The sequence below is a fragment of the Chromobacterium sp. IIBBL 290-4 genome (assembly GCF_024207115.1).
Lineage (GTDB): Bacteria > Pseudomonadota > Gammaproteobacteria > Burkholderiales > Chromobacteriaceae > Chromobacterium.
In genome coordinates, this window is record NZ_CP100128.1 from 4,444,276 (window position 1) to 4,468,217 (window position 23,942).

Here is a 23,942-nt window from a genome sequence, read left to right on the forward strand (position 1 = left end):
TTTCGTAATCCAGAACCTTAGAGCTTTATACGTCACAGGTCTGACACCCTAGGTTCTAATCCCCTTTAAAGTCCCCCAGGTGGTTTGCGCGGCAACATTGTCCGCATGAACCGCCTATCTGATTCCCTTCACTGGCAACCCGCGCTGAACTGCCCCGACCTGGTCGAGGCCGAGGCGGACATCGACCAGTGCATCCGCATCATACTGAGCACCCCCAAGGGCAGCGATCCGCACCGCCCGGACTTCGGTTCCGACATCCATCTGTATATCGATTACCCGGTCACCCAGGCCGTGCCGCATGTGGTGCGCGAAGCCGTGGAAGCGATTCGGCAATGGGAGCCGCGCTGCCAGCTGGTGAAGGTGACGCCGTTGATCGACGGCGCCCGCATCGTCTTGCGCGTGATTTGGCGCATCGCCGCTGGCGTGAGGGAAACGGAGGTCAGGCTGTGACGCTGCCCGAACCCGACTTCATTGCGCGAGACCCTGCAGTCATCACGGCCGAGCTTATCGCCCAGTACGAGCAGGAGAGCGGCAAGACCCTGTATCCGGCCCAGGTGGAGCGGCTGTTGATCGACTTGATCGCCTACCGCCAAACCCTGGTTCGCATCGGCATCCAGGAGGCGGCCAAGCAGAACTTGGTGGCCTACGCCCGCGCGCCGATGCTGGATTACCTGGGCCAGCTAGTCGGCGTCACTCGTCTCCCAGCCCAGCCCGCGCGCGCCACGCTGCGGTTCAGCCTGGATGCGCCCTTAGCCAGCCCGCTTCCAATTCCGGTCGGCACCCGCGCCGAGAGCGGCGACGGCGTGGTGGCCTTCGCCACCGACGAGGCCGCCACGCTACCGGCCGGCCGCACATCGCTGGAGATCGCAGCCACCTGCCAGGACGCCGGCAGCGCCGGCAACGGCTGGCAGCCTGGCCAGATCGTCAACCTGATGGACGACCTGGGCGACATGGACGTGGTGGTAACCAACACGGCGGTGACGGCCGGCGGCGTGGACGAAGAGGACGACGAACGGTTGCGTGAGCGAATCATGCTGGCGCCTGAGTCATTCTCCAATGCCGGCAGCCGCCAGGCCTACCGTTTCCACGCGCTACGCGCGCACCAGAGCATTGTTGACGTAGCCGTGCTATCGCCCACGCCTGGCGTGGTCCAGCTCTACCCCTTGCTGAAAACCGGCTTGCCGGACGCCAATATGCTCGCCCTGGTGCAGGCGACCTGCTCGGCTGAGAAGGTGCGGCCGCTGACCGACCAAGTGCAGACACTGGCACCCGCCGCCGTGGACTATGTCATTGAAGCCCAGCTCAAGTTGTTCTCCTCGGCTGATGCGACGTTTGTGCGTAAAGCAGCAAATGAGCGTGCCTCAAGCTATGCCGCCTACCACTCTGCCGCGCTTGGCCGAGACATTGTTCCCAGCCAGGTGATCGCCGCGCTGCAGGTCGACGGCGTCTATGAAGTGACATTGATCAGCCCGCAGCGGCTGGAGCTCGCTGAGAACGAATGGGCGCGCTGCAGCGCCATCAAGCTGATGCCTACGGAGGCAACCAATGGCTGACCTGCCGCTGCCGCCAGCCCTGGCTGGCGACACCCGCAGCCGCATCCTGGCCGCGCTGTCGGCCAGGATCAGCGAAGCGGATTTGTCCACGCTCTTGGTCTACCTGGTGGACAACGTGACCCGCTCGGCGCTGCCACACTTGGCCGAACAGCTCAGTCTGACCGGCGCTGATGGCTGGGCGCTGGCCGAGTCCGATGATGCGCAACGCAGCCTGATCAAGAGCGCCATTGAACTGCACCGCTACAAGGGTACGCCCTGGGCGATCCGCGAAGTGATCCGTCGCCTGGGACTGGGCGAGGTGACGCTGGTTGAGGGGCTGGCTAACAAACAACATGACGGCACCACTCGCCGCGACGGGATTTACTTCCATGGGGAGCCCACCGCATGGGCGCGCTACCGCGTACTGCTGCAGCAGCCGATCACCAACGACCAGGCCAACCAGGTGCGCAGTATGTTGGCCATGTATGCGCCTGCTCGATGCCACTTGACCAGCCTCGACTTCCAGGGCGTGGCCAACAGTCATAACGGCGCGATTGCCACCCGAAATAAACAATTCAACCGAGGGAGTGCCTGATGGCGTATTTGCCGGAAAAGTCCGTCTGGGAGGCGGGCATCTATCAACTGGAGACCTCTGATCCGGTCCTGGCCGGTCCGGATGGCATCGACAACCTGCAGGGCAAACAGCTGGCCAACCGTACGGCCTTCCTGAAAAAGCAGATCGACGACATCGTGTCCGGCGCGCTGACAGCCGAATACGCCGACCGCCTCAAAACCCCGCGCAACATCGCCATGACAGGCGACGGCAGCTGGAGCGTGACATTCGACGCCAGCGGCAACGTCAGCGGTGCGCTGACGCTGGCCAATACCCCGGTCACGCCCGGTACCTGGGCGATGACCACCGTGGACGCCAAAGGCCGCGTCACCGCTGGCCGCGCGCTGGCGGCTTATGATGTCCCGTCGCTGGATTGGACCAAGATCATGTCCGGCAAGCCCACCACGCTGGGCGGCTACGGCATTACTGATGCCGCGAGCAAGGCGGACCTGCAAACCGCCGTCAATAATCTGGTGGCCGGCGCGCCGGGCGCGCTAGACACCTTGCAGGAGCTGGCGGCCGCGCTGGGGAATGATCAGAACTTCGCCGGCACCATTGCCAATACCTTGTCGAACAAGGCAGACAAAGCCGACTTGGCCAATGCCGGTTTGCTAGGCTTTGCAAAAAACATCACGCAAGGCTCATGCTTGGAGTTTCGGCCGAATGGTTTGTATCACGTTGCCGATTTAGTCAAAGACAGGCCCATCGCCAGCAATGGCATGCTGGCAGTGAATTTCCTGGTTCCAGGCTGGGGCAGCATTGCCTACCAGTCATGGGGTGGTGCGACGTTCGAAGCTCGGGTGGAAAATGGTATCTGGCAGCCATGGGTGAAAGTGCTGAAAAGTGGCCAGCAAAGCACGCTGGCCAGCTACGGCATCGCCGACGCGGTGCCGCTGGATGGTGCCGGCCGAGCCAGCGCGCAATCGTTCCGGGCGGCAAAAGGCCTGCCGATGAATGACTCTGCGGCCGTCGGCTTCGCATTCGGGCCGGATGGCGATACCGGCATGTTTGCCGACTATTCCGGCTCCAACCCCAACACCGGCAGTAAAACCATCAATTTGCGGGTTGACTCTAAAGATGTCCTCGTCGCGGATGTTACCGGCGGGCTTTGGGCGCAAGGTTATGGTTGGCTGCATGATAAGTTCGCATTGTCCAGCAATCCAGTCCTGAAGGGGGTAACGAAGATCGAGCGCCTGGCGCCTGACACCATCATCACTGCCCAGGGTGGAGATGAGGGTGGGCAGCTGAATTTTGAGCGGTCGGTAAACTCCAGCCTCAATGGTGATGTTGCCATCGATATTTGGCGGAATTGCCTGAGAATTTTTGAGACCGGAGGGGAAAATCGCGGCATAGCCATAGATCTCAGCTCTCTGCCGGCGCGTATCGGGACACGCCTGGCGACAACTGACGATGTGGCCTCCGCCGCTCCGCCTGGGCAGATCGCATTTTTTGCCCGCGATGCCGCGCCGGCCGGCTGGCTGAAATGTGACGGCGCGCAAAATGTCTCACGCGTAGCGTATGCGGCGCTGTTTGCCGCCATTGGCGACCGGTTCGGCGTAGGGGATGGCAAAACAACTTTTGGTATCCCGGACTTACGCGGCGAATTTGTGCGGGGTTGGAGCGCCGGGCGCACAGACGCAGACTCAGGACGCGCTTTTGGCAGTTTGCAAATGGATGCGATCCGCAACATTACGGGATCAATCAGCGCGTCTGGTACATGCTTTGATGGCGCGAGTGGAGCCATTGCACTTGCAGACACCCAGTCCGGCTCGGTTGCCAATTCTGCGACGCAGAACGGCCGTACCGATGACTTTATCTTTGATGCCAGTCGAGTGGTTCCCGTTTCGAACGAAGTCCGCCCCCGCAACATCGCCATGCTCGCCTGCATCAAAATCTGACGGAGAACACCATGACTGAAACCACACAAAAAACCGTGTATTGCTACAGCGCCGCAACCGGCGAATACGCCGGCGAAACCACCGCGCAGCGTTCGCCGCTGGATGTGGATGAGATCTACTTGATTCCGGCCTGGGCCGCCGAAACCGCGCCGCCAGCGGCTGGGCCTCGCCAGGCAGTGGCATGGCGGACAGTGGATGGCGCAATTCCGCAGCATTGCATCTTGGGCGGCGGCTGGCAGCTGCTGCCGGACTGGCGCGGCGTGCCGCTGTGGAGCAAGGCCACCGCGCAGCCCGTGGCCGCCCAGCTGGGCGACACGCCGGACAGCCTGGAAGCCACCGAGCTGGAGCCGCCGCCGTTTGGCGTCTGGCAAGGCAAAGCGTGGGCGGTAGACACGACTGCCCAGCAGGCCGCGCAAACCGCTGCAACAGAGGCCGAGATTGCAGCCAAGCGCAGCCAGGCCGACGCCGCCATTATCCCGCTGCAAGATGCGGCGGACCTGAAGATGGCGACAACGGCAGAGGAGGACCAGTTGACCGCGTGGCGCCGCTACCGGGTGGAGCTGTCGCGCGTGCCGCAACAATCCGGATATCCCGGCAAGATCGACTGGCCAACACTGCCTGGCCAATAAGCATTGAGAAGCAGCGGCCGAGTGAGTGTTGGAGCACCCACTCGGCCAGCTGACCCGCAGACGAGACCTGCAAGTCAACCCAAGGCTAGCTACCGTAGGCCCACGGTATCAACAAGCCTATCGGGATATTTCGCAATAAGAAAGAGTCTTGCAGATGTTACAAATCACAGCATCCCCCATTGTTCCGTGGGTCGGCGGCAAACGCCGTCTGGCAAAACATATCCTCCCGCTTTTCCTGGAACATACCTGCTACGTTGAGCCGTTTTGCGGAGCCGCCGCATTGTACTTCCTGAAAGAGCCAGCCAAAGTTGAGGTGATCAATGATGTGAACGGCGAACTGGTCAACCTCTACCGGGTGGTACGTCATCATCTTGAGGAGTTTGTCCGCCAATTCAAATGGTCACTGACCTCGCGGCAAATCTTCAAGTGGCTGCAGATTACGCCGGAGGAGACTCTAACCGATATCCAGAGAGCAGCCCGATTCTTCTATCTGCAGAAAATGGCCTTTGGTGGCAAGGTAGATGGCCAGAATTTTGGCACGGCCACCACCAGCCCACCCAGACTCAATTTACTGCGGCTGGAAGAAGACTTATCAGCTGCCCACCTTCGCCTGAGCCGCACCTACATCGAAAACCTGGACTGGGCCGACTGCATCAAGAAGTACGACCGCGACCATACACTGGTCTACTGCGATCCACCGTACTGGGGTACCCAAGGGTACGGTGTTGAATTTGGACTGCATCAGTACCAGCGTATGGCCGAGCTGGCCAGGAACATAAAGGGGCACATGATCATTTCGGTCAACGACATCCCGGAAATGCGCCAGGCGTTTGACGGGCTGACGATTGAAAGAGTGGATATCAACTACAGCGTAGGAGGAGGCTGCCGCAGTAAGGAGAGGAAGGGCGAGCTGATCATACGCAACTGGTGACAAGCGTCTAGAAACAGCGAAGGGGCCAAGAGGCCCCTTAAAATGCAATTCTGTTGCAGATGCTGCAAAATGGACGAATCCCATTTATCGCGCAGATTGGCGCTCAATTTTCGCGCCGCGCTTCAGCTGACCCACCGTAGGTCGGATGCCCCGCCCACGGGGCGATCCGACATCCTCACACGGCTACCATCTGAATCTGCGGAACGCCCGGCGGAGCCGGGCTTTCGCCCTACCGCTCAATAATCCGGGCAGGAAACATCCCAACCCGGCCCCTCTTCCACCGCCAGATGGCAAGCCAAGCGCCAAGGCTCGGCCTCCTGCCACTCTTCGCGCGCGGCCTGAGCCGCATCGATGGCCCCGGCGCGCAGCAGCACATTGCGCTCCTTGCGGCTGGGCCGCTGCGGCGCGGCCATGCCAGACACCCTGACCTTGCAAGTGCCGCAGGTTCCCTGCCCGCAGCGCCAATGCAGCGGCACATCGGCCAGCCGGGCGACATCCAGCAGATTGTCGCCCGCCATCGCCTCGGCCTGATGCAACAGCGCGCCGCGGGCATCCAGAAAACGGATGACAGCCATCAAACCACCAGTTCGAGGTAGTCCAGCAAATCGCCCGGCTTGACCGTCTGTCCCGGTTGCAACACCGCCAGCCCATCCGCCCAGGCGCAGGACATCAACACGCCGGAACCCTGCTGCGGATAGATCTCCAGCGCCCAGCCCGCGCTGCCCATGACCTTGCGCACCCGCAGAAACTCGCTGCGTTTCGCATCGGGCTGGCTCCAGGCGAATGCCGCGGGAAGGCGTTGCGCCGACAACTCCGGCACAGCCAGGCCCATGCGCTTGAGCAGGAAGGGCAGGATCAGCGTCTGCAAGGTCACGAAGCCGGAGACCGGATTGCCCGGCAAGCCGATGAAGTCGGCATCGCCAACGCGGCCATAAGCCAGCGGCTTGCCCGGCTTGATCGCCACCTTCCACAAATTCAACTCGCCTTCGGCTTCCACCGCCGCCTTGACGTGATCCTCCTCGCCCACCGATACGCCGCCGCAGGTGATCACCACATCGGCCACAGCCGCTGCGTCGCGCAGCAACTCGCGGGTCGGTTCCAGCGCATCGCCCACCATGCCCAGGTCTATCACCTCGCAGCCCAGCTTGTGCAGGGCCGGCAACAACCAGTAGGCATTGGAGTTGTAGATTTGGCCGGCCGCCAAGGGCTGGCCCGGCTCCACCAGCTCGTCGCCGGTCAGGAACACCGCCACGCGCAAGGGCGGCAACACCGGCAGCGTCGGCAGGCCGATCGAAGCCGCCAGGCCCAGATCAGCCGCCGTGATGCGCTTGCCGGCCTCCAGAATGCGCTGGCCAACGGCAATGTCCTCGCCGCGGCGGCGAATGTTCTGGCCCGGCTGCGGCGCGGCGGAGAAACTCACCAAACCTTGCTCGTCCACCGTCGCCTGCTCCTGCATCACTACCGCGTCGGCCCCGGCGGGAATCGGCGCACCGGTAAAAATCCGCGCCGCCGTGCCGGCCTGCAAAGGTATAGGGGCGCTGCCGGCGGGGATGCGCTGCGAAACCGGCAGCGCGGCCGCCGCATCGGCGACGCGGACCGCATAGCCATCCATCGCGCTGTTGTCGCCAGGCGGCACATCGATGGCGGCGATGACAGGCTGCGCCAGCACGCCGTCCAGCGCCTCCAGCAACGGCGCTTGATGGGAGTATTGCAGAGGCCGCGCGCGCTCAAGCAGCCAGTCGCGGGCTTGTTGGAAGCTCAACATGGGGAAATCCTGTTTCAGTTGGCGCCGCAGCGCCGGAATGCTTGTCATCATAGCATGGCAAGCGCGCGCGCTTTCTGCCCTGGGTCAGGCCTACAGACGCAAAAAAGCCCGCTGCGGACAGCGGGCTTTGGCATGCGCGGCGCAGCGATCAGCGCGACTTGACGAAAGGCACGCCAATGGCCTTGGGCGCCAGGGCGCGGCCAACGAAGCCTGCCAGCAGCAGCACGGTCAGCACGTAGGGAATCACCGCGATGGCTTGCGACGGGATCTGCCCCACCACCGGCAGCGCCACGCCTTCCATGCGGATCTGGATCGCGTCGGCGAAGGCGAACAGCAAGCAGCCGATCACCGCCGGCACCGGACGCCACTTGCCGAAGATCAGCGCAGCCAGCGCCAAAAAGCCCTTGCCCGCCGTCATTTCCTTGATGAAGCTGCCGGTCTGGTAGACGGACAGATAGGTGCCGGCCATGCCGCACAGCACGCCGTTCCAGAACAAGGCGGTATAACGCACCTTGGCCACCGAGATGCCGGCGGTGTCCGCCGCGTGCGGGTTTTCGCCCACGGCGCGCAGGCGCAGGCCGAAACGGGTCTTGTACAGCACCCAGGTCACCAGCGGGATCACGATGAATATGGTGAGGTAGACCAGGATGCTGTGGCCGGACAGCAGCTTGCTGTACACCAGGCCCAGCACCGGCACATCGCGCAGCGCGTCCGCGAACGGCAGCACGATTTCATGGAAGCGGCCGTCGTCCGGCAGCTGCGGCGAGTTGCCGCCCTGCTGGAACCAGGCCAGGCCCAGCACCGGCGTGATGCCGGAGGCCACGGTATTGATGGCCATGCCGGAGATCAGCTGGTTGCCGTTATAGGTGACCGACACGAAGGCGTGGATCATCGAGAACGACACCGCCGCCATCATGCCGGCCAACAGACCGATCCACGGATTGTGGGTGATGTAGGCCGCGGCGGCGGAAGCGAAAGCCGCCACCAGCATCTTACCTTCCAGGCTGATGTCCACCACGCCGGAGCGTTCGGAGAACATGCCGGCCAGCGCGGCCAGCACCAGCGGAGTGGCCACGCGCACGGTGGAGTCGAGAAGACTGAAGAACATTTCCATATTACTTGTCCTTGCGCTTGAACAGGCCGGCGATGAACGGCTCGAACAGGTTTTCCAGCGCGCCGCAGAACAGAATGATCAGGCCCTGGATGAACAGAATCATCTCGCGGGTGATCAGCGGTTTTTCAAACGACAGGTCGGAACCGCCCTGGGTCAGCGCGCCGAACAGCAGCGCGGACAAAATGATGCCCACCGGGTGGTTGCGGCCCATCAGCGCCACGGCGATGCCGACGAAGCCCACGCCATTGGTGAACAGCACGTTCATGCGGTGCGAGGAGCCCAGCAAATCATTGACCGAGGCCAGGCCCGACAAAGCGCCGGACACGCACATGGCGATGATGATGACGCGGGTCACGCTCATGCCGGCATAGCCGGCGGCGTGCTCGTTGGTGCCGACCGTGCGCAGCGCGAAGCCCCAGCGGCTGTGCCAGACGATCAGATAGAACAGCAGCGACACCACCAGCGACAGCAGGAAGCACAAGTTCAGCGGCGACTTGGGCAGGAAAGGCAGCACTTCATGCGCCTGCGAGATCCAGCCGTTTTCAGCGAACATGCGCGTGGTCGGGTTTTGCGAGCCGGCTTCGATCAATTGGTGGCTGATCAGGTACAACATCAAGGAATAGGCGATGAAGTTGAACATGATGGTGGTCACCACGATGTGGCTGCCGCGCTTGGCTTGCAGATAAGCCGGGATATACGCCCAGGCCGCACCGAAAGCCATGGCCGCCAGCACCGCCAGCGGGATCAGCAGATAGCCCGGCAAGGTGTGGTCGAAGCCCAGCATCACCAGCGTCACGCCCAAGCCGGCCAGATAGGCCTGGCCTTCGCCGCCGATATTGAACAGGCCGGCATGAAACGCCGTCGCCACCGCCAAGCCCGCGAAGATGAAGCTGGTGGTGTAGAACAGCGTGTAGCCTATGCCTTCGCCGTAGCCGAAGGCGCCGTTAATCAGCAACTTCAGGCATTCCCACGGATTTTCGCCGATCATCCAAGTGACCAGGCCGGTCACCAGCAGCGCCGCCATCAGGTTCAGCGCCGGCAGGATGGTCAGCTGCGCCCAGCGCGGCAGAGTGGAAGGTTGTCCGAATTTCAATGCTTGTGCCCCCCCATGAGCAAGCCGAGGGAAATGGTGTCGGCGTCCTTGGCCGCCACTTCGCCGGTGATCTGGCCGCCGGCCATCACCAGGATGCGATCCGCCAAAGCCAGGATTTCTTCAAGTTCCACCGAAACCAGCAAGATGGCCTTGCCCTGGTCGCGCAACTCGACCAGCCGTTTGTGGATGAATTCGATCGCGCCGATGTCGACGCCGCGCGTCGGCTGGCCAATCAGCAGCAGGTCCGGATTGGCGTGGATTTCGCGCGCCAGCACCACTTTCTGCTGATTGCCGCCCGACAGCAGGCCCACGCGCAACAGCGGGTTGCCCGGGCGGATGTCGAACTGGTTGATGAAGTCGCGGGTGCGCTCCACCAGCTTTTTGCGCGAGTACAAGGGGCCGCTGCTCAGCGATTTGTCGTCGTGATAGCCCAAGATGGCGTTTTCATAGGTGGAGAACGCCTTGACCAGGCCTTCGCGCGAACGGTCTTCCGGAATGTGGCCGATGCCGCGTTCGCGGTAGACGGCCGGACGCGGCTTGCGCTTGCACGGCAGCTTGAGCAGGTCTTCGCCCTTGTAGACGATGCTGCCCGCGCTCGGCGTTTGCATGCCGGCCAGCACTTCCAGCAATTCCGACTGGCCGTTGCCGGACACGCCGGCCACGCCGACGATCTCGCCCGCCTTGACCTGGAAGCTCAGGTTGTCCAGCAGCTTGACCTGGCGCGCGTCGATCAGGGTGAGGCCCTTGACGTCCAGCACGGCGGCTCCGGCCTGGCACTCCGCCTTGTCCACCTTCAGCGATACCTTGCGGCCCACCATCAGGTCGGCCAGTTTTTCCTTGTCCACATCGCAGGTGCGGACGTTGTCCACCACCGTGCCGGCGCGCATCACGCTGACATTGTCGGTGATGTCCATCACTTCGCGCAGCTTGTGGGTGATCAGGATCACCGTCTTGCCTTGCGCCTTCAAGGAACGCAGGATGTGGAACAGATGGTCGGCCTCTTGCGGCGTCAGCACCGCGGTCGGCTCGTCCAGAATCAGCACGTCGGCGCCGCGGTACAGCGCCTTGAGGATTTCCACCCGTTGCTGCAGGCCCACGCCCAGATCGCTGACCAGCGCATCCGGATCCACCTCCAGCGAGTAATTCTTGTTCAGTTCCTTCAGATGCTCGCGGGCCTGGTCCATGCCGCCCTTGAGCAGCCGGCCGCCTTCGGCGCCCAGCACAATGTTTTCCAGCACGGTGAAGGTATCCACCAGCATGAAGTGCTGATGCACCATGCCGATTCCCAGTTGGATCGCTTCCTGGCTGTTGCGGATGCGCGCGTCCTTGCCGTTCACGCGGATGTCGCCGCTGTCGGCCTGATAATAGCCGTACAGGATGCTCATCAGCGTCGACTTGCCGGCGCCGTTCTCGCCGATGATGCCGTGGATGCTGCCCTTGGGCACGCTCATGGTCACATCGCGGTTGGCTTTTACGGCACCAAAGCTTTTATTGATGCCTGTTAGCTCGATGGCAAACTCGGTCATTCTTCGTATGTTCCCGATCTTCGATCAAACCCCCGTCCGGCGACGAACAAACAGCCGCGATGACCTTGTCACCGCGGCTGCTGATTCCCGGCGGCCGGGGAAATTACTGCCTGCTTATTGCACCGGGCAGCTGTTGGCCGCGCGGTAGTCGACTACCTTGATCTTGCCGCTGATGATTTCAGCCTTGGCTTCGGCGATCTTCTTTTCCATGTCGGCGGTGATTTGCGGACGGTTGTTCTTGTCCAGCGCCCAGTCAACAGCTTGTTCCTTCAGGCCCAGCACGCGCACGCCGGACTTCCAGGAACCATCCTTCGCGTCCTTGAAGGTGTTGTAGACGGCTACGTCCACTTTTTTCACCATCGAGGTCAGCACCGAGCCCGGGAACAGGTAGTTCTGGTTGCTGTCCACGCCGATGGAGTACTTGCCGGCGTTCTTGGCGGCTTGCAGCACGCCCATGCCGGTGCCGCCGGCGGCGACGAAGATCACGTCCGCGCCGCGGTCAAACTGGCTCTTGGCCAATTCGGTGCCGCGCGCCGGATCGTTGAAGGCTTGCGGCGTGGTGCCGGTCATGTTCTGCAGCACGGTCACGTTCTTGTTGGCGTACTTGGCGCCCTGAGCGTAGCCGCAACCGAAGGCGCGGATCATCGGGATGTCCATGCCGCCGATGTAACCCACCTTGCCGGTCTTGGACTTCAGCGCGGCGGCCATGCCCACCAGGAAGGAGCCCTCTTGTTCCTTGAACACGATGCTCTGCACGTTCGGGCCCTTGGCCACGGCGTCGATCAGGGTGAACTTGACCTTCGGGTATTCCTTGGCCACGGTTTCCACGGCCTGGGCGAAGTTGAAGCCGACGGCGACCACGATGTCGGTGTCGCGGCTGGCCATCTTGCGCAGCAGTTGTTCTTTTTGCGCGTCGGAGGTGATCTGGCCGTCGCGGTAGCTGACCTTGAAGTCCTTCTTGAAACGCTCGGCGCCGTTGTAGGCGGCTTCGCTGAAGCTCTTGTCAAACTTGCCGGCTTGATCATAGATCACGGCCGGGATGAAGTCCTTGGCGCATGCGCCGGCGGACAGCACGGCGGCGGCTACTGCAAAGCTGATTCGTTTCAGTTGGGTCATCTCTATAACTCTTGGAGTTTAGTTGGTCATCGCGCACAGCCCCATGCAGGCGCTGAGTGTGCAAAGTGCTTGGACTTGGGACGGCGGCCAGCGCGAAAATCGCAGCGGCATGTAGCCTTGAAACTACACCCCTGGCTGTGCCTAAGCGGCGAGTGCCTTGATTTCGTCATGCAAAACCGGTACTGCGCCGCCGTTGTCTATCTTTCTGAGCGCGGCGAATTGTAATGAGCGTTCACGCGACTGTAAACATTTTCCTCTCTACTTTGAAATATCGTGTCGCAATCGTTTCCCGCCCGCCTCGCCGCGCCAGCCAGGCCCTGCGCGCATTCTGCCGCCGCAAAACAAACTGGTCATGACAATTTGGATACAAATTGACGCCGCGCAAACGCCTTCGGCTATACCCAAAGCAGCCGCCAGCGCCTACAATCCCGCCCTTGCCTGACTGAACCTATCCATGCTGCCGATACTTTATCGCGACGACGCCGTCATCGCCATCCACAAGCCCGCCAACCTGCTGGTGCACCGCACCGAGCTGGATCGCCACGAAACCCGTTTCGCCGTGCAATTGCTGCGCGATCAGATCGGCCAGCGCGTCTACCCGGTGCACCGGCTGGACAAGGGCACTTCGGGCGTGTTGCTGTTCGCGCTGGACAAGGACGTCGGCCGCGAATTGTCGCTGCAATTCGAGCGCCAAGAAGTGCAAAAACGCTATCTGGCGGTGGCGCGCGGCCACACCGGCGACGCCGGCCGCATCGACCACCCGCTCAGCCGCCGGCCGGATGACCTGGAATGGATAGGCGAAAAGGTGGAAACCGCGCCGCAGCCGGCGCAAACCGACTACCGCACGCTGGCGCGCATCGAGCTGCCCATCATGGTGGAGCGTTACCCGACCAGCCGCTACAGCCTGGTGGAGCTGACGCCGCTGACCGGCCGCCGCCACCAGCTGCGCCGCCACCTGAAGCACATCTCGCACCCCATCATCGGCGATTCCACCTACGGCAAAGGCCGCCACAACCGGATGTTCGCCGAGGCGCTGGATTGCCGCCGCATGCTGCTGGCCTGCCTGGAAATGACCGTCACCCACCCGCTGAGCGGCGAGGCGCTGCACTTGGCCTGCCCGCTGGAAGCCGAGTTCTCGGCGCTGCTGGCGAAACTGGGCTGGCAAGAGGCGGCGCGCGACGCCAAAATCGAATTAACCATCTGAAAGACAAGAACAATGCTCAGCTACCGCCACGCCTTCCATGCCGGCAACCACGCCGACGTGCTCAAGCACCTGATCGAAATCGAACTGCTGAATTACCTGGGCCAGAAGGACAAGCCCTACTGGTATATCGACACCCACGCCGGCGCCGGCGCTTACTCGCTGGTGGAGGGCTACGCCACCCAGAACGCCGAATTTGAAAGCGGCATCGCCCGGCTGTGGCAGCGCGATGACCTGCCGGAAGCCGTGCAAAACTATGTCGAGGTAGTGAAGCGGATGAACCCGGACGGCGAGCTGAAGTTCTATCCCGGCTCGCCCTGGTGCGCCGCCGACGTGATGCCGGAAAGCGACAAGCTGCGCCTGTTCGAGCTCCACCCCACCGACGCGCAGCTGCTGCAGCAAAACTTCGACGGCAGCGGCCGCCGCGTGCAAATCCAGCAGGCCAACGGCTTCGACGGCATCAAGGCGATCCTGCCACCGCCGCCGCGCCGCGCGCTGGTGCTGATCGACCCGCCCTACGAGGACAAGCGCGACTACCACAACGTCGTCACCGCGCTGAAAGAAGGACTCAAGCGCTTCGCCACTGGCGTCTACGCCGTGTGGTATCCCTGCCTGCAACGCGTGGAAATGAAGGAAATGATTCCCGAGCTGAAAAAGCTGCCGGCCAAGAGCTGGCTGCGCGCCGAGCTGCATGTGCAAGGCCCCTCCGCCGACGGTTTCGGCATGCACGGCAGCGGCATGTTCATCCTCAATGCGCCGTGGACCTTGCCGCAAACGCTGAAGGAAACCCTGCCCTATCTGGTCAAGCATCTGGGCCAGGACGCCAAGGCCAGTTTCGTGCTGGAAACCGGCGGCGATCTGTAAGCCCTCCCACTTGCCAGTGAAAAGACGCGCCGATGCGCGTCTTTTTTTATTTCAAATTACTTCATTTGAAATTTCTTTAAATGAAACAAAATTACATGACAAACAAGACATCAGCAGCATAATGCATATTGCATTTCACCTCGGAGCAATGCCATTCTCTTTCTCGGCCGCCGCACAGCGCGTCCGCTTATATCGATCAAATAGCATAAATCGCCCCAGCCGACTGACTCGCCCACCCTCAACTCCGCCGGCGACTACACAGACCAGGAGAGCATGATGAGCAAACTGCCGTTCAACCAGGGACAACCGCAATTCGTCCCGCTCAGCACCTATCGGCGCTACTCGGAGGCGGACATGCTGGACCGCTCCCGCGCTTATTACGAGGACATGAAACGCCGCAAAACCATACGCGAGTTCTCTGGCCAACCCGTGCCGCGCGAAATCATAGAAAACTGCCTGCTCACCGCCAGCACCGCGCCTTCCGGCGCCAATCACCAGCCCTGGCACTTCGTCGTGGTCAGCGACCCTGCTTTGAAAAAGAAAATCCGCGAAGGCGCGGAGGCGGAAGAAAAGGAATTCTACGAACACCGCGCGCCGCAAGAGTGGAAAGACGCGCTGGCGCCGCTGGGCACCGATGCCGACAAACCGTTCCTGGAAACCGCGCCCTATCTGATCGCCATCTTCGGCCAAAAGAAAACCGTGCTGGACGACGGCAGCGAGCTGAAGAACTACTACGTGCCGGAATCGGTCTCCATCGCCACCGGCTTTCTGATCTCGGCGCTGCACCACGCCGGACTCGCCACGCTGACGCACACGCCCAGCCCGATGAACTTCCTCAACCAGCTGCTGGACCGCCCCGCCCACGAAAAGCCCTACATCCTGCTGGTGGTCGGCTACCCGGCGGAGCAGTGCATGGTGCCGAATATCGGCAAGAAATCGCTGGCGGAGATCGCCAGCTTCCGCTGAGCCGTCAAGCAAAGGGCGGCCGCAAGCCCATATGCGGCCGCCCATTCCTCCTGTCGTTACAGCAAGAAAGCCGGCTAGGGCCCAGCCGAGAATGCCTGCCTTAGAAAATCGGCCACCCACACCGGAGATTGCTCCCGCCCATCCGCATCTCCGCCCAACGTCACGCCTTTGCTCAGGCAGGCGCGCGCCTGCCTCTGCGCGGCCCCGCCGGACAAAACGCGATTGCCGTCCAACATGAAGAAATTGCCGGAATCCAGATCATGCCAGCCATGGCATAGGCGGGCGCTAGTCGCCTCGGCGACAGGATGAGGGAGAGTGAATCGGTCGAAACCATGGTAGGCGTTGGGGAATATCTTCATTGTCAGCCGGGCGCCCTTCGCTTGCAATTCTTCGGCATAAGCCTCGCATGCCGCCGCAGGCGTGTAATCGTCCTTGCCGCCCAGCAGCATCAGCAGCGGCGAGCCATCCAGACGCTTGGCCTCATAAGGGATGCTGCAGCTAGGATAAAAAGCGATATGCGCGGCAAACCGCAAATCGTCCTGGATCAGCGCCTGCCGAAAAGGTTCCAGCATCGAGTAGAGCGCGGCGACGCCTCCGCGCGAAAAACCCATCACCGCGATTCGCTGCGCATCGATGGCCGGGTGCGTCGCCAGCAGCCGCAAAGCGGCAAAGGCGTCCGCGATATCTGCCGCCATGGACAGCTGCGTCTGATCGCTTTCGGTTTGCTTGATCCGCCGGCCGGTAAAACTATCGACCACAAAGCTGGCGTAGCCCAGCTGGTTCATTCGCCGCGCCCACTGCCGCTCCCCCCGATTGACGCCGCTGCTGCCATGCAAAATGACGACAGCGGGAACCTTGCCTTGGGCCTGGCTGGGCAACGCCAGCATTCCCGTCACCACCGCCCTGTCCATAGGCTGGCGTCGAACAAAATCCATGATCTGCCGCGGCGTGACCGACTCAAACGCAATCGCGCCGACGCGGCCATCCGCCAAGCTCGCGGCGGGCGCGGGGCCAATCGATATTCCGGAGGCCTCCGCGGCGCTCCCGGCTAAAAAACAAGCAAACAGGCCAAGGGCACAGCCTCGCTTCAGCATCGACAACATGGCTCCCGCCTCCCAGGTTTCAAAGCCCCGCTCTCAGATCCGGCGTCGATGCTTATCTATCTCGCCGCCCGCCGCGCCGGAAGGCGCGCCCCTGCATCCGTCCGCGCAAGAAGGGCGCCGCCATGGTATGCTGCGCGCCCGGCACCCGCATTTCTACACACATAGCATGGCCAAACTGTTTTTCCGATACGCTGCGATGAACAGCGGCAAAAGCACCCAGTTGCTGCAGATCGCCAACAACTACGAGTCGATGGACAAAAAAGTGGCGCTGTACACCAGCGCCATCGACGATCGCTACGGCGTCGGCATGATCACCTCGCGCCTCAACATTCAGCGCGAATCCAACACTTTCGACGCCGGTTTCGACTTCCTGGCCCACGATTACGGCGACACCGCCTGCATCCTGGTGGACGAAGCCCAGTTCATGACGCCGGAACAGGCCCAGCAACTGCATAGGCTGGCCCATACCCGCAATATTCCGGTGATCTGCTTCGGCCTGCGCACCGACTTCCAGGGCCATCCCTTCCCCGGCTCCGCTTGGCTGCTGTCGCTGGCCGACGAGGTGGAGGAAATCAAGACCATCTGCCACTGCGGCCGCAAAGCCACCATGCATATCCGCATCGACGGCTCAGGCAAGCGCGTCAAGGAAGGCCCGCAAGTGGAGATCGGCGGCGAAGCCCGCTACCGGGCAGTTTGCGGCCGCTGCTTCCATCAAGACTGATACACAAAAACAAAATCCATTCCGTGATCGACACTTTACCGCACATGCAAGCATCGCCAGAATCAGAGCGCGAACAACTCTATCGCGCCGTCATCGGGCCCAGGGAGCAGGCTTACTATCTGTCCCGCTTCCGCCAATTCGACCAGCGCGGCAAGGCCGGCGCCGGGTGGCACTGGCCCAATCTTTTCTTCACCTTTTTCTGGCTGCTGTATCGCAAGCAATGGCTGCCGGCGCTGATTTACTACTTGCTGCCGGAGCTGTTCCTGCTGGCGATCGGGCTGCTGTCCTTGCTGGCCAGCCCGGCAGTTGGCGGCTTCCTGCCCGTGCTCTACCTGCCTTTCTTCGCAGGCATGCTCTTGCTGCCGCCGCTTTACGCCGACGCGTTTTATTACCGCCGCTGCCAGGCCAAGATACGCCGCAGCGAACGCAAGGCAGGCGCCAATCTCCAAGCCCGCCTCGCCTGGCTGGAAGCATCGGGCGGCACCAGCAAAACCATGCTGGGCATCGCCGTGGCAGTCGCCGTCGTCTTCGGCTTGGGCATGCTGACCGCGATTGTCGTTCCCGCCTATCAGGATTATTCCACTCGGGCCAGGGTTTCCGACATCCTCAGCGCCAACCAGGGCTACACCGACGCGATCGGGCGCTACTACCAGGCACACCGCGTCATGCCCGCCACGCTGGCGGACAGCGGCTACGCCGCCAAGGCGCAGCCGCACACGGTGCGTTCGGTCGAGTACGACAATCTGGCCGGCGCGATCACTTTCACCTTGTCCTTGCCGGAACATGAGGGCAAGACCTTGACGCTGGCGCCTATCCCAGACGGGAAAGGCCAGATGCGCTGGATTTGCAGCAGCACCCTGCCTGACGCCTCCCTGCCGCAAAGCTGCCGCCGTCAAAGCGCATCCGCGTCCTGATGGACTATCCAGGCCGGGCGGCCCAAGCCGCCTGGCCTCAATCGGCAGAAACATAAGCCCGCAGCCTGTGCCCATCCGGGTCCAGGGCCACGAAAGTCCGGCCGAAGTCCATATCCGTGACCGGCTGCAAGATGTGCAAACCCTGCGCCTGCCAATCGGCGAAACGTTGGTCCAGCTCGGCGAAATCTCCATACCGCACCACCAGCTCCCCTCCGCCGCCCGCAGCCTCCGCGCCAGGCTCTACCGTATGGCGCGACCACAAGCCCAGCCGCATGCCGGAGGCGAATTGGAACATGGCGAAAGTCGGCGACTGTTCAATGGGCCGCAGATCGAATAGTCGGGCGTAGAACTCGGCGCTGCGGGCAGGTTGATCCACATACAGAATGATGAAGTCAGGGTGTTGCATGGCGGTTCTCCAGGGTTGGAAGCCGGTCTCGGCCGGCATGCACTCAATGCTAGCCAGCAACACTGTCAATTTCTGTCGGTAGCGTGCCATTGCGCAATATGACAATATGCCAAACACATTTACCGGATCAACATCACCGCGCCATGGCCATCATTCCTGACGATTTCACCCCGCCGCGCAGCATGCGCTTCGCCGACTTCCGGCTGGAAACACTGGGCCCGGATTATGCCGAGGCGGATTACCAGGCGGTAAGCGGCAGCTCCGATGCCATCCGCCATGTATTCGGCCCAGACAATCATTGGCCGCCGGCAAAGATCAGCTTTGAGGAAAACCTGGCCGACTTGCGCCGCCATCTCCAGGAATTCGAACAGCGCCAGGCCTTCGCCTACAGCCTGCTGGCGCCGGACAGCCCACGCTATCTGGGCTGTCTGTATCTCAAGCCCATCAAATCCCGGCTGGAAAACGACTGGCGCAAACAGCGTTTTCAGGCGCAGGCATTTTTATGGCTCAATGCCGACGACAAGCCGCTGAGCGCAGAGAAAACCGTGGCGACGCTGCAAAACTGGCTGACCCAAGACTGGCCTTTTGCCGCCCTTGCCTGGCCAGGCCGGGATATGAAATGGGAAGAATGGCTTTCCACTGAGCCCATCACACCTTGAGCCGAGAGAGACAGTACGCCGCCCTACACCAACCGGTCGGCCCTTACGTCCATGCGGTCAAATACAAGGGCCTGCTGCATCTGTCCTACCTCAACGCCTTTGCCACCTCGCCGCAGGGACAGGACATCGCCCAGCAAGCGCGCCATTTCCGTGCAGATCGATATCGAAATAGAAGCCGTGCTGGCCGCGGCCAACTGAAAGACTGAACTTGCCAATCCTAGCAAACCCTCCGAGACCGGCCGCTCAAGCGGCAAAGCCCGCCTTCACCATCCGCCGCGCCGAAGAAAACGACCTGGCAGCCATCTCGCGCTTCGACGAAATGGGCGGAGACCGACGCCAGGAAATCGCCAGCCGCTGCTGCCTGGTGGCGGAACAAGCAGGCCAGGTGGTGGCTTACGCCAGCGTTCAGCCGGCAGGCCTGCTCGGCCAGCCTTTATTGAGCTATCTTTGCGCCGCGCCCGCCGCGCGCGGACAAGGCATAGGCCGGACACTGGTCCAAGCGATACAAGGCGAAGCTCGCGGTCGCATGCTGCTTGCGTCGACCGAAGACTGGTGCCTGGCCAGCCAGAAAATCTTTCTGGGCCTGGGCTGGCGCAAAATCGGCGAACTGGCCAGCGTCAACAAGGATGGTTCAAGCGAGTATTTCTACGCCATCGATTTAATCCCAAAGGACTGAGACCATGCCCTACGTCAATGTGCAAATCACCTCCGGCGCGACCCGCGAGCAAAAAGCCGCGCTGGTGAAAGACATCACTGATTCGCTGGCGCGGCATCTCGGAAAAAAGCCCGAGCATACGCATATCGTGATTCAGGAGATCGCCGAAGACCATTGGGGCTACGCCGGCCTGTTGACCAATGACTGGAAACGGCGTCAGCCTGGCTGAATCGTCAAAGCAAAGGAAGCGCATGCGACACCATTGCCGCCATATAGCTGGCGATGCCAGCCGCCCTTGCCTGGTATTCCTGCATGAAGGCCTGGGCTGCGAACCGATGTGGAAAAGCTTCCCGGACCGGCTATGCGAACAAACCGGCCTGTCCGGCCTGGTCTACGACCGCCAGGGGCATGGCCGATCCGCGCCGTTTGCGAAAGCCCGCAGCGTGCATTACCTGCACGAGAGCGCGCTGAACGAACTGCCCGAGATATTGGCCAGCCAGCTGCCAAACCGCGATTACATCCTGATCGGCCACTCAGACGGCGGCAGCATCGCGCTGCTGCACGCCGCAGAACAAGCCTGCCGCCTCAAAGGCGTGATCACCGCCGCCGCCCATGTATTTGTCGAAGACATCACCCTGGCCGGCATCCGCCAGGCTGTGGCCGCCTGGCGCGCAGGCAAGCTGGCTGGCCTGTCCCTTTATCATGGCGACAAGGCCGAAGTGCTGTTCCACGCCTGGGCCGACACCTGGCTCAAGCCGGCTTTCGCTCACTGGAACATCGAATACGCGCTGCCGTCCATCGCCTGCCCTTTGCTGGCCCTGCAAGGGGCCGAGGATCACTACGGCAGCGCGGCGCAATTGGACGCCATCGCCGGCAAATCGCAAAACGGCCGGCAGATCATGCTGCTGAACTGCGGCCATAGCCCGCACCTGGAAGCGCCGCAGGCCACGCTGGAGGCCATGGCGGATTTCATTGCCGCGCACTGCCTGCCAGCTCAAATCTAAAAAGGAAGCTGACTATGCTGTTTAGCGACATGCCCATCCTCGACCACCCGCAAGCCATTCTCCGTCCCTTGCGCCTGGACGACATCCAGGCTTGGCACGACTACCTGACGCTGGAACAGGTTTACCAGCACACCAGCTGGAATGTGCGCTCGCCGGACGATCTGATCCATTACGCCTGGCAGCCTGAGCAATTCACCGACAGCAGCGCGCTGCGCTTCGCCATCGCCGACCGCGACAGCGATCGCCTGCTCGGCACCGCTGGCTTTCATACCGTTACGCCTATCAATGCCAGCGCGGAAATCGCGTATGATCTCTCCCCCGCCGCCTGGGGCCGCAAGCTCGCCTCCGCCGCCAGCGCCAGCTTGCTGCGATGGGGGCATGGCCACATCGGCCTGGTCCGCATCCAGGCCACCGTGCTGCCCAGCAATCTGCGCTCCATCAACGTGCTGGAACGCAATGGCTTTGAGCGCGAAGGCCTGCTGAGGGCTTACCGCAAGGTGCGCGGCCCGTCGCTGGATTTTTGGATCTACAGCCATATACAGGAGAAATGAATGATTCAACTGGCGAGCCAAGACCAGGAAATTGAGAACTGCTTTGCCGTGATGCGCCAATTGCGGCCGCACCTGCAAGCGGAAAGCTTTGTCGCCACAGTGCGTGCCATGATGGCCGAAGGATTTCAGCTGGCCTACCTGCAAGATCAGGGCGCCGTTGCCTGCGTGGCCGGCTTTCGCATCCAGCGCTCGCTGGTGGCCGGCAAAAATCTTTACGTGGACGATTTGGCCACCGACGAAACCTTGCGCTCTTCCGGCCATGGCGCGGCGATGATGGCCTGGCTGCGGCAACTGGCCAAGGATAAAGGCTGCAGCGAGATCCATCTGGATTCCGGCGTGCAGCGCCACCGGGCCCATCGCTTCTATCTCAACCGCAATATGGACATCGTCGCCTATCATTTCTCGGAATTGCTGAGTGATTGAGATCGTTCCGCACCAGGCCCACTGGGCCGACGAATTCGAAACCATCGCCGACCAACTGCGCGCGGCCCTGGGCGAACTGGCGCTGCGCATCGATCATATCGGCTCCACCGCGGTGCCCGGCCTGGCCGCCAAGGACGTGATCGATGTGCAAGTCAGCGTGGCGGCGCTGGATGAAACCACGGCCGAGCGGCTCAGCCGCGCCGGTTTCGAGCGCCGTCCGTTCAACCGCGACCATCTGCCGCCCAATAGCGAAGATGGACTGGAGCAATGGGGAAAATTCTTCTTCCGCGAGCCGGCCGGCCAGCGCCGCGCCCATATCCACGTCCGCCGAGTTGGCGCGGCCAATCAACGCTACGCCCTGCTGTTCCGCGACTATCTGCGCGCCCAGCCGGCCACGGCTCAAGCCTATGGCGAGCTGAAAACGCGGCTGGCCGCGGCGCTGGCGGACCCCGACAGCTACCCCGACGTCAAAGACCCGGCGGTCGATCTGATCTATCTTGCCGCGCTGGCCTGGGACGCCGCGCGCAGCGAAGCCGACAAATCCTGAAGGAGCGCGGCGCGTGATCTAGTCTGAATGCAGAACATCGCATCAAGGACCGGCATCATGTCGCTGCTTCAGGATATGCGCACCCGCCGCAAGCTCGCCCTGCTGCTGGCCATCCCGCTGCTGGGCATCATCGCGGTGGCGGCCGAAGGCCTGCTCACCATGGCGGAGCTGAAGGACCACGTCGCCAAAGTGTATGTCAGCAGCGCGGCACCGCTGTATGAGGTATCGAAAGTCAGCTCGCTGGTGCCGCGCACCCGCATCGATGTGATGCAGGCCATGATGGACGCCGGCGGATCGGGCACCGCCTACCGCTCGCCCAAGCAAAGAGCGGACCGCTTAGCCAGCAAGATCGTGGAAATGCGCGAGGCGGTGAACCGCTTGCAGCAAGGCCATATTTCCGCCGAGCTGCGCCCGCAGGTGGAGGCGATCAGCGCGGTATACCAAGACATGGCGACCAATAGCCTGCAGCCTTTCGTCGACGCCATCCGCGCCGACAAGATTGAGGACGCCAAAACCATCTATCCGCGCTTCGTCAAACAATATGAAACGCTGCGCGATCAAGTCAACGCGCTGATGCCGCTGCAGCTCAAACTGGCGGAAACCGCCTATCAGGACGCTAATCAGACCTATCAAAGCCAGAGCAAGGTGATTTACCTGGTGCTGGCCTTTTCCTTTTTGCTCAGCCTCGTCATCGGCATGCTGCTGTCCCGCCAGATCAACGGCGAGCTGGACGATCTGCGCGCCACCATGCTGGAGGCCGCCAACCATCTGCGTCTTAGCTTGAGGGCGCGCGGCGGCGGCAAAGACGAGTTCGGCGAACTGGCCGACGCCTTCAACCGGCTGATGTCGGCCTTTCAATCCGCGCTGCAAAGGATACATTCCCTGGGAGAGCAAGTCAGCGAACGCGCCCATGCCGTAGCCGATGCGTCGCGCGCCATCGCCGACGGCTCGCGCGCGCAAAGCGAAGCCGCCCAGCGCACCAATACCGCGGTGGAAAACGTGGCCGCCAGCGTGCAGCAAGTGGCGCAGACCGCCCAGGACAGCCGCGAGCTATCGCAATCCTTGCAAACTCTGTCGGTCAAGGGCGGCCAGGTGCTGGGCGAGAACGCCAGCAAGGCCAATACCCTGCACGGCGCCATCCATAAAACCGCCGAAGTGACGCAAAGCCTGGAGCAGCGCTCGCAGGAGATCAACAAAATCGTCAGCGTGATCCGCGACATCGCCGAGCAAACCAATCTGCTGGCCTTGAACGCCGCCATCGAGGCGGCGCGGGCCGGCGAGATGGGCCGCGGCTTCGCCGTTGTGGCGGACGAGGTGAGAAAGCTGGCCGAGCGCACCACTTCGGCCACGTCGGAAATCGGCTCCATGCTGGGCGGCATCCAGGGCGATGTCTCCAATGTGGTGGAAGACGCCAAGATGTGCGCGGAGCTGATCGAAGACAGCCGCCGCTGCTCGGAGCAGGCGATGGAGGCGCTGCAAGCGATACGCGACGGCGCGGATACCTCGGCGCGGCAGATTTCCGCCATCGCTGGCTCCACGGTGGAGCAGAACCGGGCGACGGCGGACATCGTCCAACGCATCGAGCAGATCGCGGTGATGGCCAATGACAACAACCGCTCGGTGCAATCGGCGGCCGACGCCGCCGACAGCCTCACCAGCCTGGTGGCGCAACTGGAAGACGAAACCAACCGCTTCCGGCTGCAGTGAGCCC

27 protein-coding genes are annotated in these 23,942 nt (G+C 62.3%); 19 read left to right on the top strand and 8 right to left on the bottom strand.

All coding sequences use genetic code 11. The features are described 5' to 3' along the window. Positions 1-105 precede the first annotated feature (105 nt). The 6 genes from NKT35_RS20990 (at position 106) to NKT35_RS21015 (ending at position 5,603) form a co-directional block, all read left to right on the top strand. Positions 106-450 carry a GPW/gp25 family protein gene (locus tag NKT35_RS20990; RefSeq protein WP_254296923.1) on the top strand — a complete coding sequence of 115 codons (345 nt, stop codon included), beginning with the start codon at positions 106-108 and terminating at the stop codon, positions 448-450. Further along, positions 447-1,553, top strand: a complete 1,107-nt coding sequence (locus tag NKT35_RS20995) for a baseplate assembly protein (protein WP_254296925.1) — start codon at positions 447-449, stop codon at positions 1,551-1,553. The genes NKT35_RS20990 and NKT35_RS20995 overlap by 4 nt, the downstream gene beginning before the upstream one ends. After that, entirely contained in the window at positions 1,546-2,127 is a 582-nt protein-coding gene (locus tag NKT35_RS21000; protein WP_254296927.1) for a phage tail protein I, read from the top strand. Before NKT35_RS20995 ends, NKT35_RS21000 begins: the two co-directional genes overlap by 8 nt. Next, on the top strand, positions 2,127-4,043 hold the full coding sequence (locus NKT35_RS21005) for a phage tail protein (RefSeq protein WP_254296929.1): 1,917 nt from the start codon (positions 2,127-2,129) through the stop codon (positions 4,041-4,043). The genes NKT35_RS21000 and NKT35_RS21005 overlap by 1 nt, the downstream gene beginning before the upstream one ends. A gap of 11 nt (positions 4,044-4,054) precedes the next feature. Next, positions 4,055-4,672 carry a tail fiber assembly protein gene (locus NKT35_RS21010; protein ID WP_254296931.1) on the top strand — a complete coding sequence of 206 codons (618 nt, stop codon included), beginning with the start codon at positions 4,055-4,057 and terminating at the stop codon, positions 4,670-4,672. Positions 4,673-4,826: 154 nt separating this feature from the next. Continuing rightward, positions 4,827-5,603, top strand: a complete 777-nt coding sequence (locus NKT35_RS21015) for a DNA adenine methylase (protein WP_254296933.1) — start codon at positions 4,827-4,829, stop codon at positions 5,601-5,603. A gap of 236 nt (positions 5,604-5,839) precedes the next feature. Here the strand turns inward: NKT35_RS21015 and NKT35_RS21020 are convergent, their stop codons facing one another. From NKT35_RS21020 to NKT35_RS21045, 6 genes are all read right to left on the bottom strand, one after another. Continuing rightward, positions 5,840-6,178: a 2Fe-2S iron-sulfur cluster-binding protein gene (locus NKT35_RS21020; RefSeq protein ID WP_254296935.1), complete on the bottom strand. Its 339-nt coding sequence runs from the start codon at positions 6,176-6,178 to the stop codon at positions 5,840-5,842. Continuing rightward, complete coding sequence (locus NKT35_RS21025) at positions 6,178-7,368, bottom strand: molybdopterin molybdotransferase MoeA (RefSeq protein WP_254296937.1); 1,191 nt, start codon at positions 7,366-7,368, stop codon at positions 6,178-6,180. Before NKT35_RS21025 ends, NKT35_RS21020 begins: the two co-directional genes overlap by 1 nt. A 148-nt stretch (positions 7,369-7,516) precedes the next feature. Further along, positions 7,517-8,482 carry an ABC transporter permease gene (locus tag NKT35_RS21030; protein ID WP_254296939.1) on the bottom strand — a complete coding sequence of 322 codons (966 nt, stop codon included), beginning with the start codon at positions 8,480-8,482 and terminating at the stop codon, positions 7,517-7,519. A gap of 1 nt (position 8,483) precedes the next feature. Continuing rightward, positions 8,484-9,575 (bottom strand): ABC transporter permease, encoded by a 1,092-nt coding sequence (locus NKT35_RS21035; RefSeq protein WP_254296941.1) that lies wholly within the window; start codon positions 9,573-9,575, stop codon positions 8,484-8,486. Beyond that, positions 9,572-11,101, bottom strand: a complete 1,530-nt coding sequence (locus tag NKT35_RS21040; RefSeq protein WP_254296943.1) for an ABC transporter ATP-binding protein — start codon at positions 11,099-11,101, stop codon at positions 9,572-9,574. Before NKT35_RS21040 ends, NKT35_RS21035 begins: the two co-directional genes overlap by 4 nt. Positions 11,102-11,215: 114 nt before the next feature. Next, positions 11,216-12,217 (bottom strand): BMP family lipoprotein, encoded by a 1,002-nt coding sequence (locus NKT35_RS21045; protein WP_254296945.1) that lies wholly within the window; start codon positions 12,215-12,217, stop codon positions 11,216-11,218. A gap of 454 nt (positions 12,218-12,671) precedes the next feature. On the opposite strand from NKT35_RS21045, the gene NKT35_RS21050 reads away from it, so the two are divergent. The 3 genes from NKT35_RS21050 (at position 12,672) to NKT35_RS21060 (ending at position 15,248) form a co-directional block, all read left to right on the top strand. After that, on the top strand, positions 12,672-13,421 hold the full coding sequence (locus NKT35_RS21050; protein WP_254296947.1) for a tRNA pseudouridine(65) synthase TruC: 750 nt from the start codon (positions 12,672-12,674) through the stop codon (positions 13,419-13,421). 12 nt (positions 13,422-13,433) lie between these two features. Continuing rightward, on the top strand, positions 13,434-14,282 hold the full coding sequence (locus NKT35_RS21055) for a 23S rRNA (adenine(2030)-N(6))-methyltransferase RlmJ (protein ID WP_254296949.1): 849 nt from the start codon (positions 13,434-13,436) through the stop codon (positions 14,280-14,282). Between the two features lie 273 nt (positions 14,283-14,555). Beyond that, a complete protein-coding gene (locus NKT35_RS21060) occupies positions 14,556-15,248 on the top strand; it encodes a nitroreductase family protein (RefSeq protein WP_254296951.1) in 693 nt (230 codons plus the stop codon). A gap of 74 nt (positions 15,249-15,322) precedes the next feature. Here the strand turns inward: NKT35_RS21060 and NKT35_RS21065 are convergent, their stop codons facing one another. Continuing rightward, on the bottom strand, positions 15,323-16,183 hold the full coding sequence (locus NKT35_RS21065) for a dienelactone hydrolase family protein (RefSeq protein WP_254296952.1): 861 nt from the start codon (positions 16,181-16,183) through the stop codon (positions 15,323-15,325). 334 nt (positions 16,184-16,517) lie between these two features. Here NKT35_RS21065 and NKT35_RS21070 point away from each other — a divergent pair, with 334 nt between their 5' ends. After that, entirely contained in the window at positions 16,518-17,072 is a 555-nt protein-coding gene (locus NKT35_RS21070) for a thymidine kinase (RefSeq protein WP_371926403.1), read from the top strand. Positions 17,073-17,095: 23 nt separating this feature from the next. After that, positions 17,096-17,986 carry a pilin gene (locus tag NKT35_RS21075; protein ID WP_505190928.1) on the top strand — a complete coding sequence of 297 codons (891 nt, stop codon included), beginning with the start codon at positions 17,096-17,098 and terminating at the stop codon, positions 17,984-17,986. A 37-nt stretch (positions 17,987-18,023) separates the two neighbouring features. On the opposite strand, the gene NKT35_RS21080 is transcribed toward NKT35_RS21075, so the two are convergent. Further along, a complete protein-coding gene (locus NKT35_RS21080) occupies positions 18,024-18,392 on the bottom strand; it encodes a VOC family protein (RefSeq protein WP_254296958.1) in 369 nt (122 codons plus the stop codon). Positions 18,393-18,535: 143 nt separating this feature from the next. On the opposite strand from NKT35_RS21080, the gene NKT35_RS21085 reads away from it, so the two are divergent. From NKT35_RS21085 to NKT35_RS21120, 8 genes are all read left to right on the top strand, one after another. Continuing rightward, positions 18,536-19,051 (top strand): hypothetical protein, encoded by a 516-nt coding sequence (locus tag NKT35_RS21085; protein ID WP_254296960.1) that lies wholly within the window; start codon positions 18,536-18,538, stop codon positions 19,049-19,051. 208 nt (positions 19,052-19,259) lie between these two features. After that, positions 19,260-19,727 (top strand): GNAT family N-acetyltransferase, encoded by a 468-nt coding sequence (locus NKT35_RS21090; RefSeq protein WP_254296962.1) that lies wholly within the window; start codon positions 19,260-19,262, stop codon positions 19,725-19,727. Positions 19,728-19,731: 4 nt separating this feature from the next. Beyond that, on the top strand, positions 19,732-19,935 hold the full coding sequence (gene thmT / locus NKT35_RS21095) for a 2-hydroxymuconate tautomerase (RefSeq protein ID WP_254296964.1): 204 nt from the start codon (positions 19,732-19,734) through the stop codon (positions 19,933-19,935). Positions 19,936-19,957: 22 nt separating this feature from the next. Next, a complete protein-coding gene (locus tag NKT35_RS21100; RefSeq protein WP_254296966.1) occupies positions 19,958-20,710 on the top strand; it encodes an alpha/beta fold hydrolase in 753 nt (250 codons plus the stop codon). Positions 20,711-20,724: 14 nt separating this feature from the next. Continuing rightward, positions 20,725-21,261 carry a GNAT family N-acetyltransferase gene (locus tag NKT35_RS21105; protein ID WP_254296968.1) on the top strand — a complete coding sequence of 179 codons (537 nt, stop codon included), beginning with the start codon at positions 20,725-20,727 and terminating at the stop codon, positions 21,259-21,261. Further along, on the top strand, positions 21,262-21,684 hold the full coding sequence (locus tag NKT35_RS21110) for a GNAT family N-acetyltransferase (RefSeq protein WP_254296970.1): 423 nt from the start codon (positions 21,262-21,264) through the stop codon (positions 21,682-21,684). Next, entirely contained in the window at positions 21,677-22,231 is a 555-nt protein-coding gene (locus NKT35_RS21115; protein WP_254296972.1) for a GrpB family protein, read from the top strand. Before NKT35_RS21110 ends, NKT35_RS21115 begins: the two co-directional genes overlap by 8 nt. 57 nt (positions 22,232-22,288) lie before the next feature. Next, positions 22,289-23,938, top strand: a complete 1,650-nt coding sequence (locus NKT35_RS21120) for a methyl-accepting chemotaxis protein (protein WP_254296974.1) — start codon at positions 22,289-22,291, stop codon at positions 23,936-23,938. The last annotated feature ends 4 nt before the right edge of the window (positions 23,939-23,942 follow it).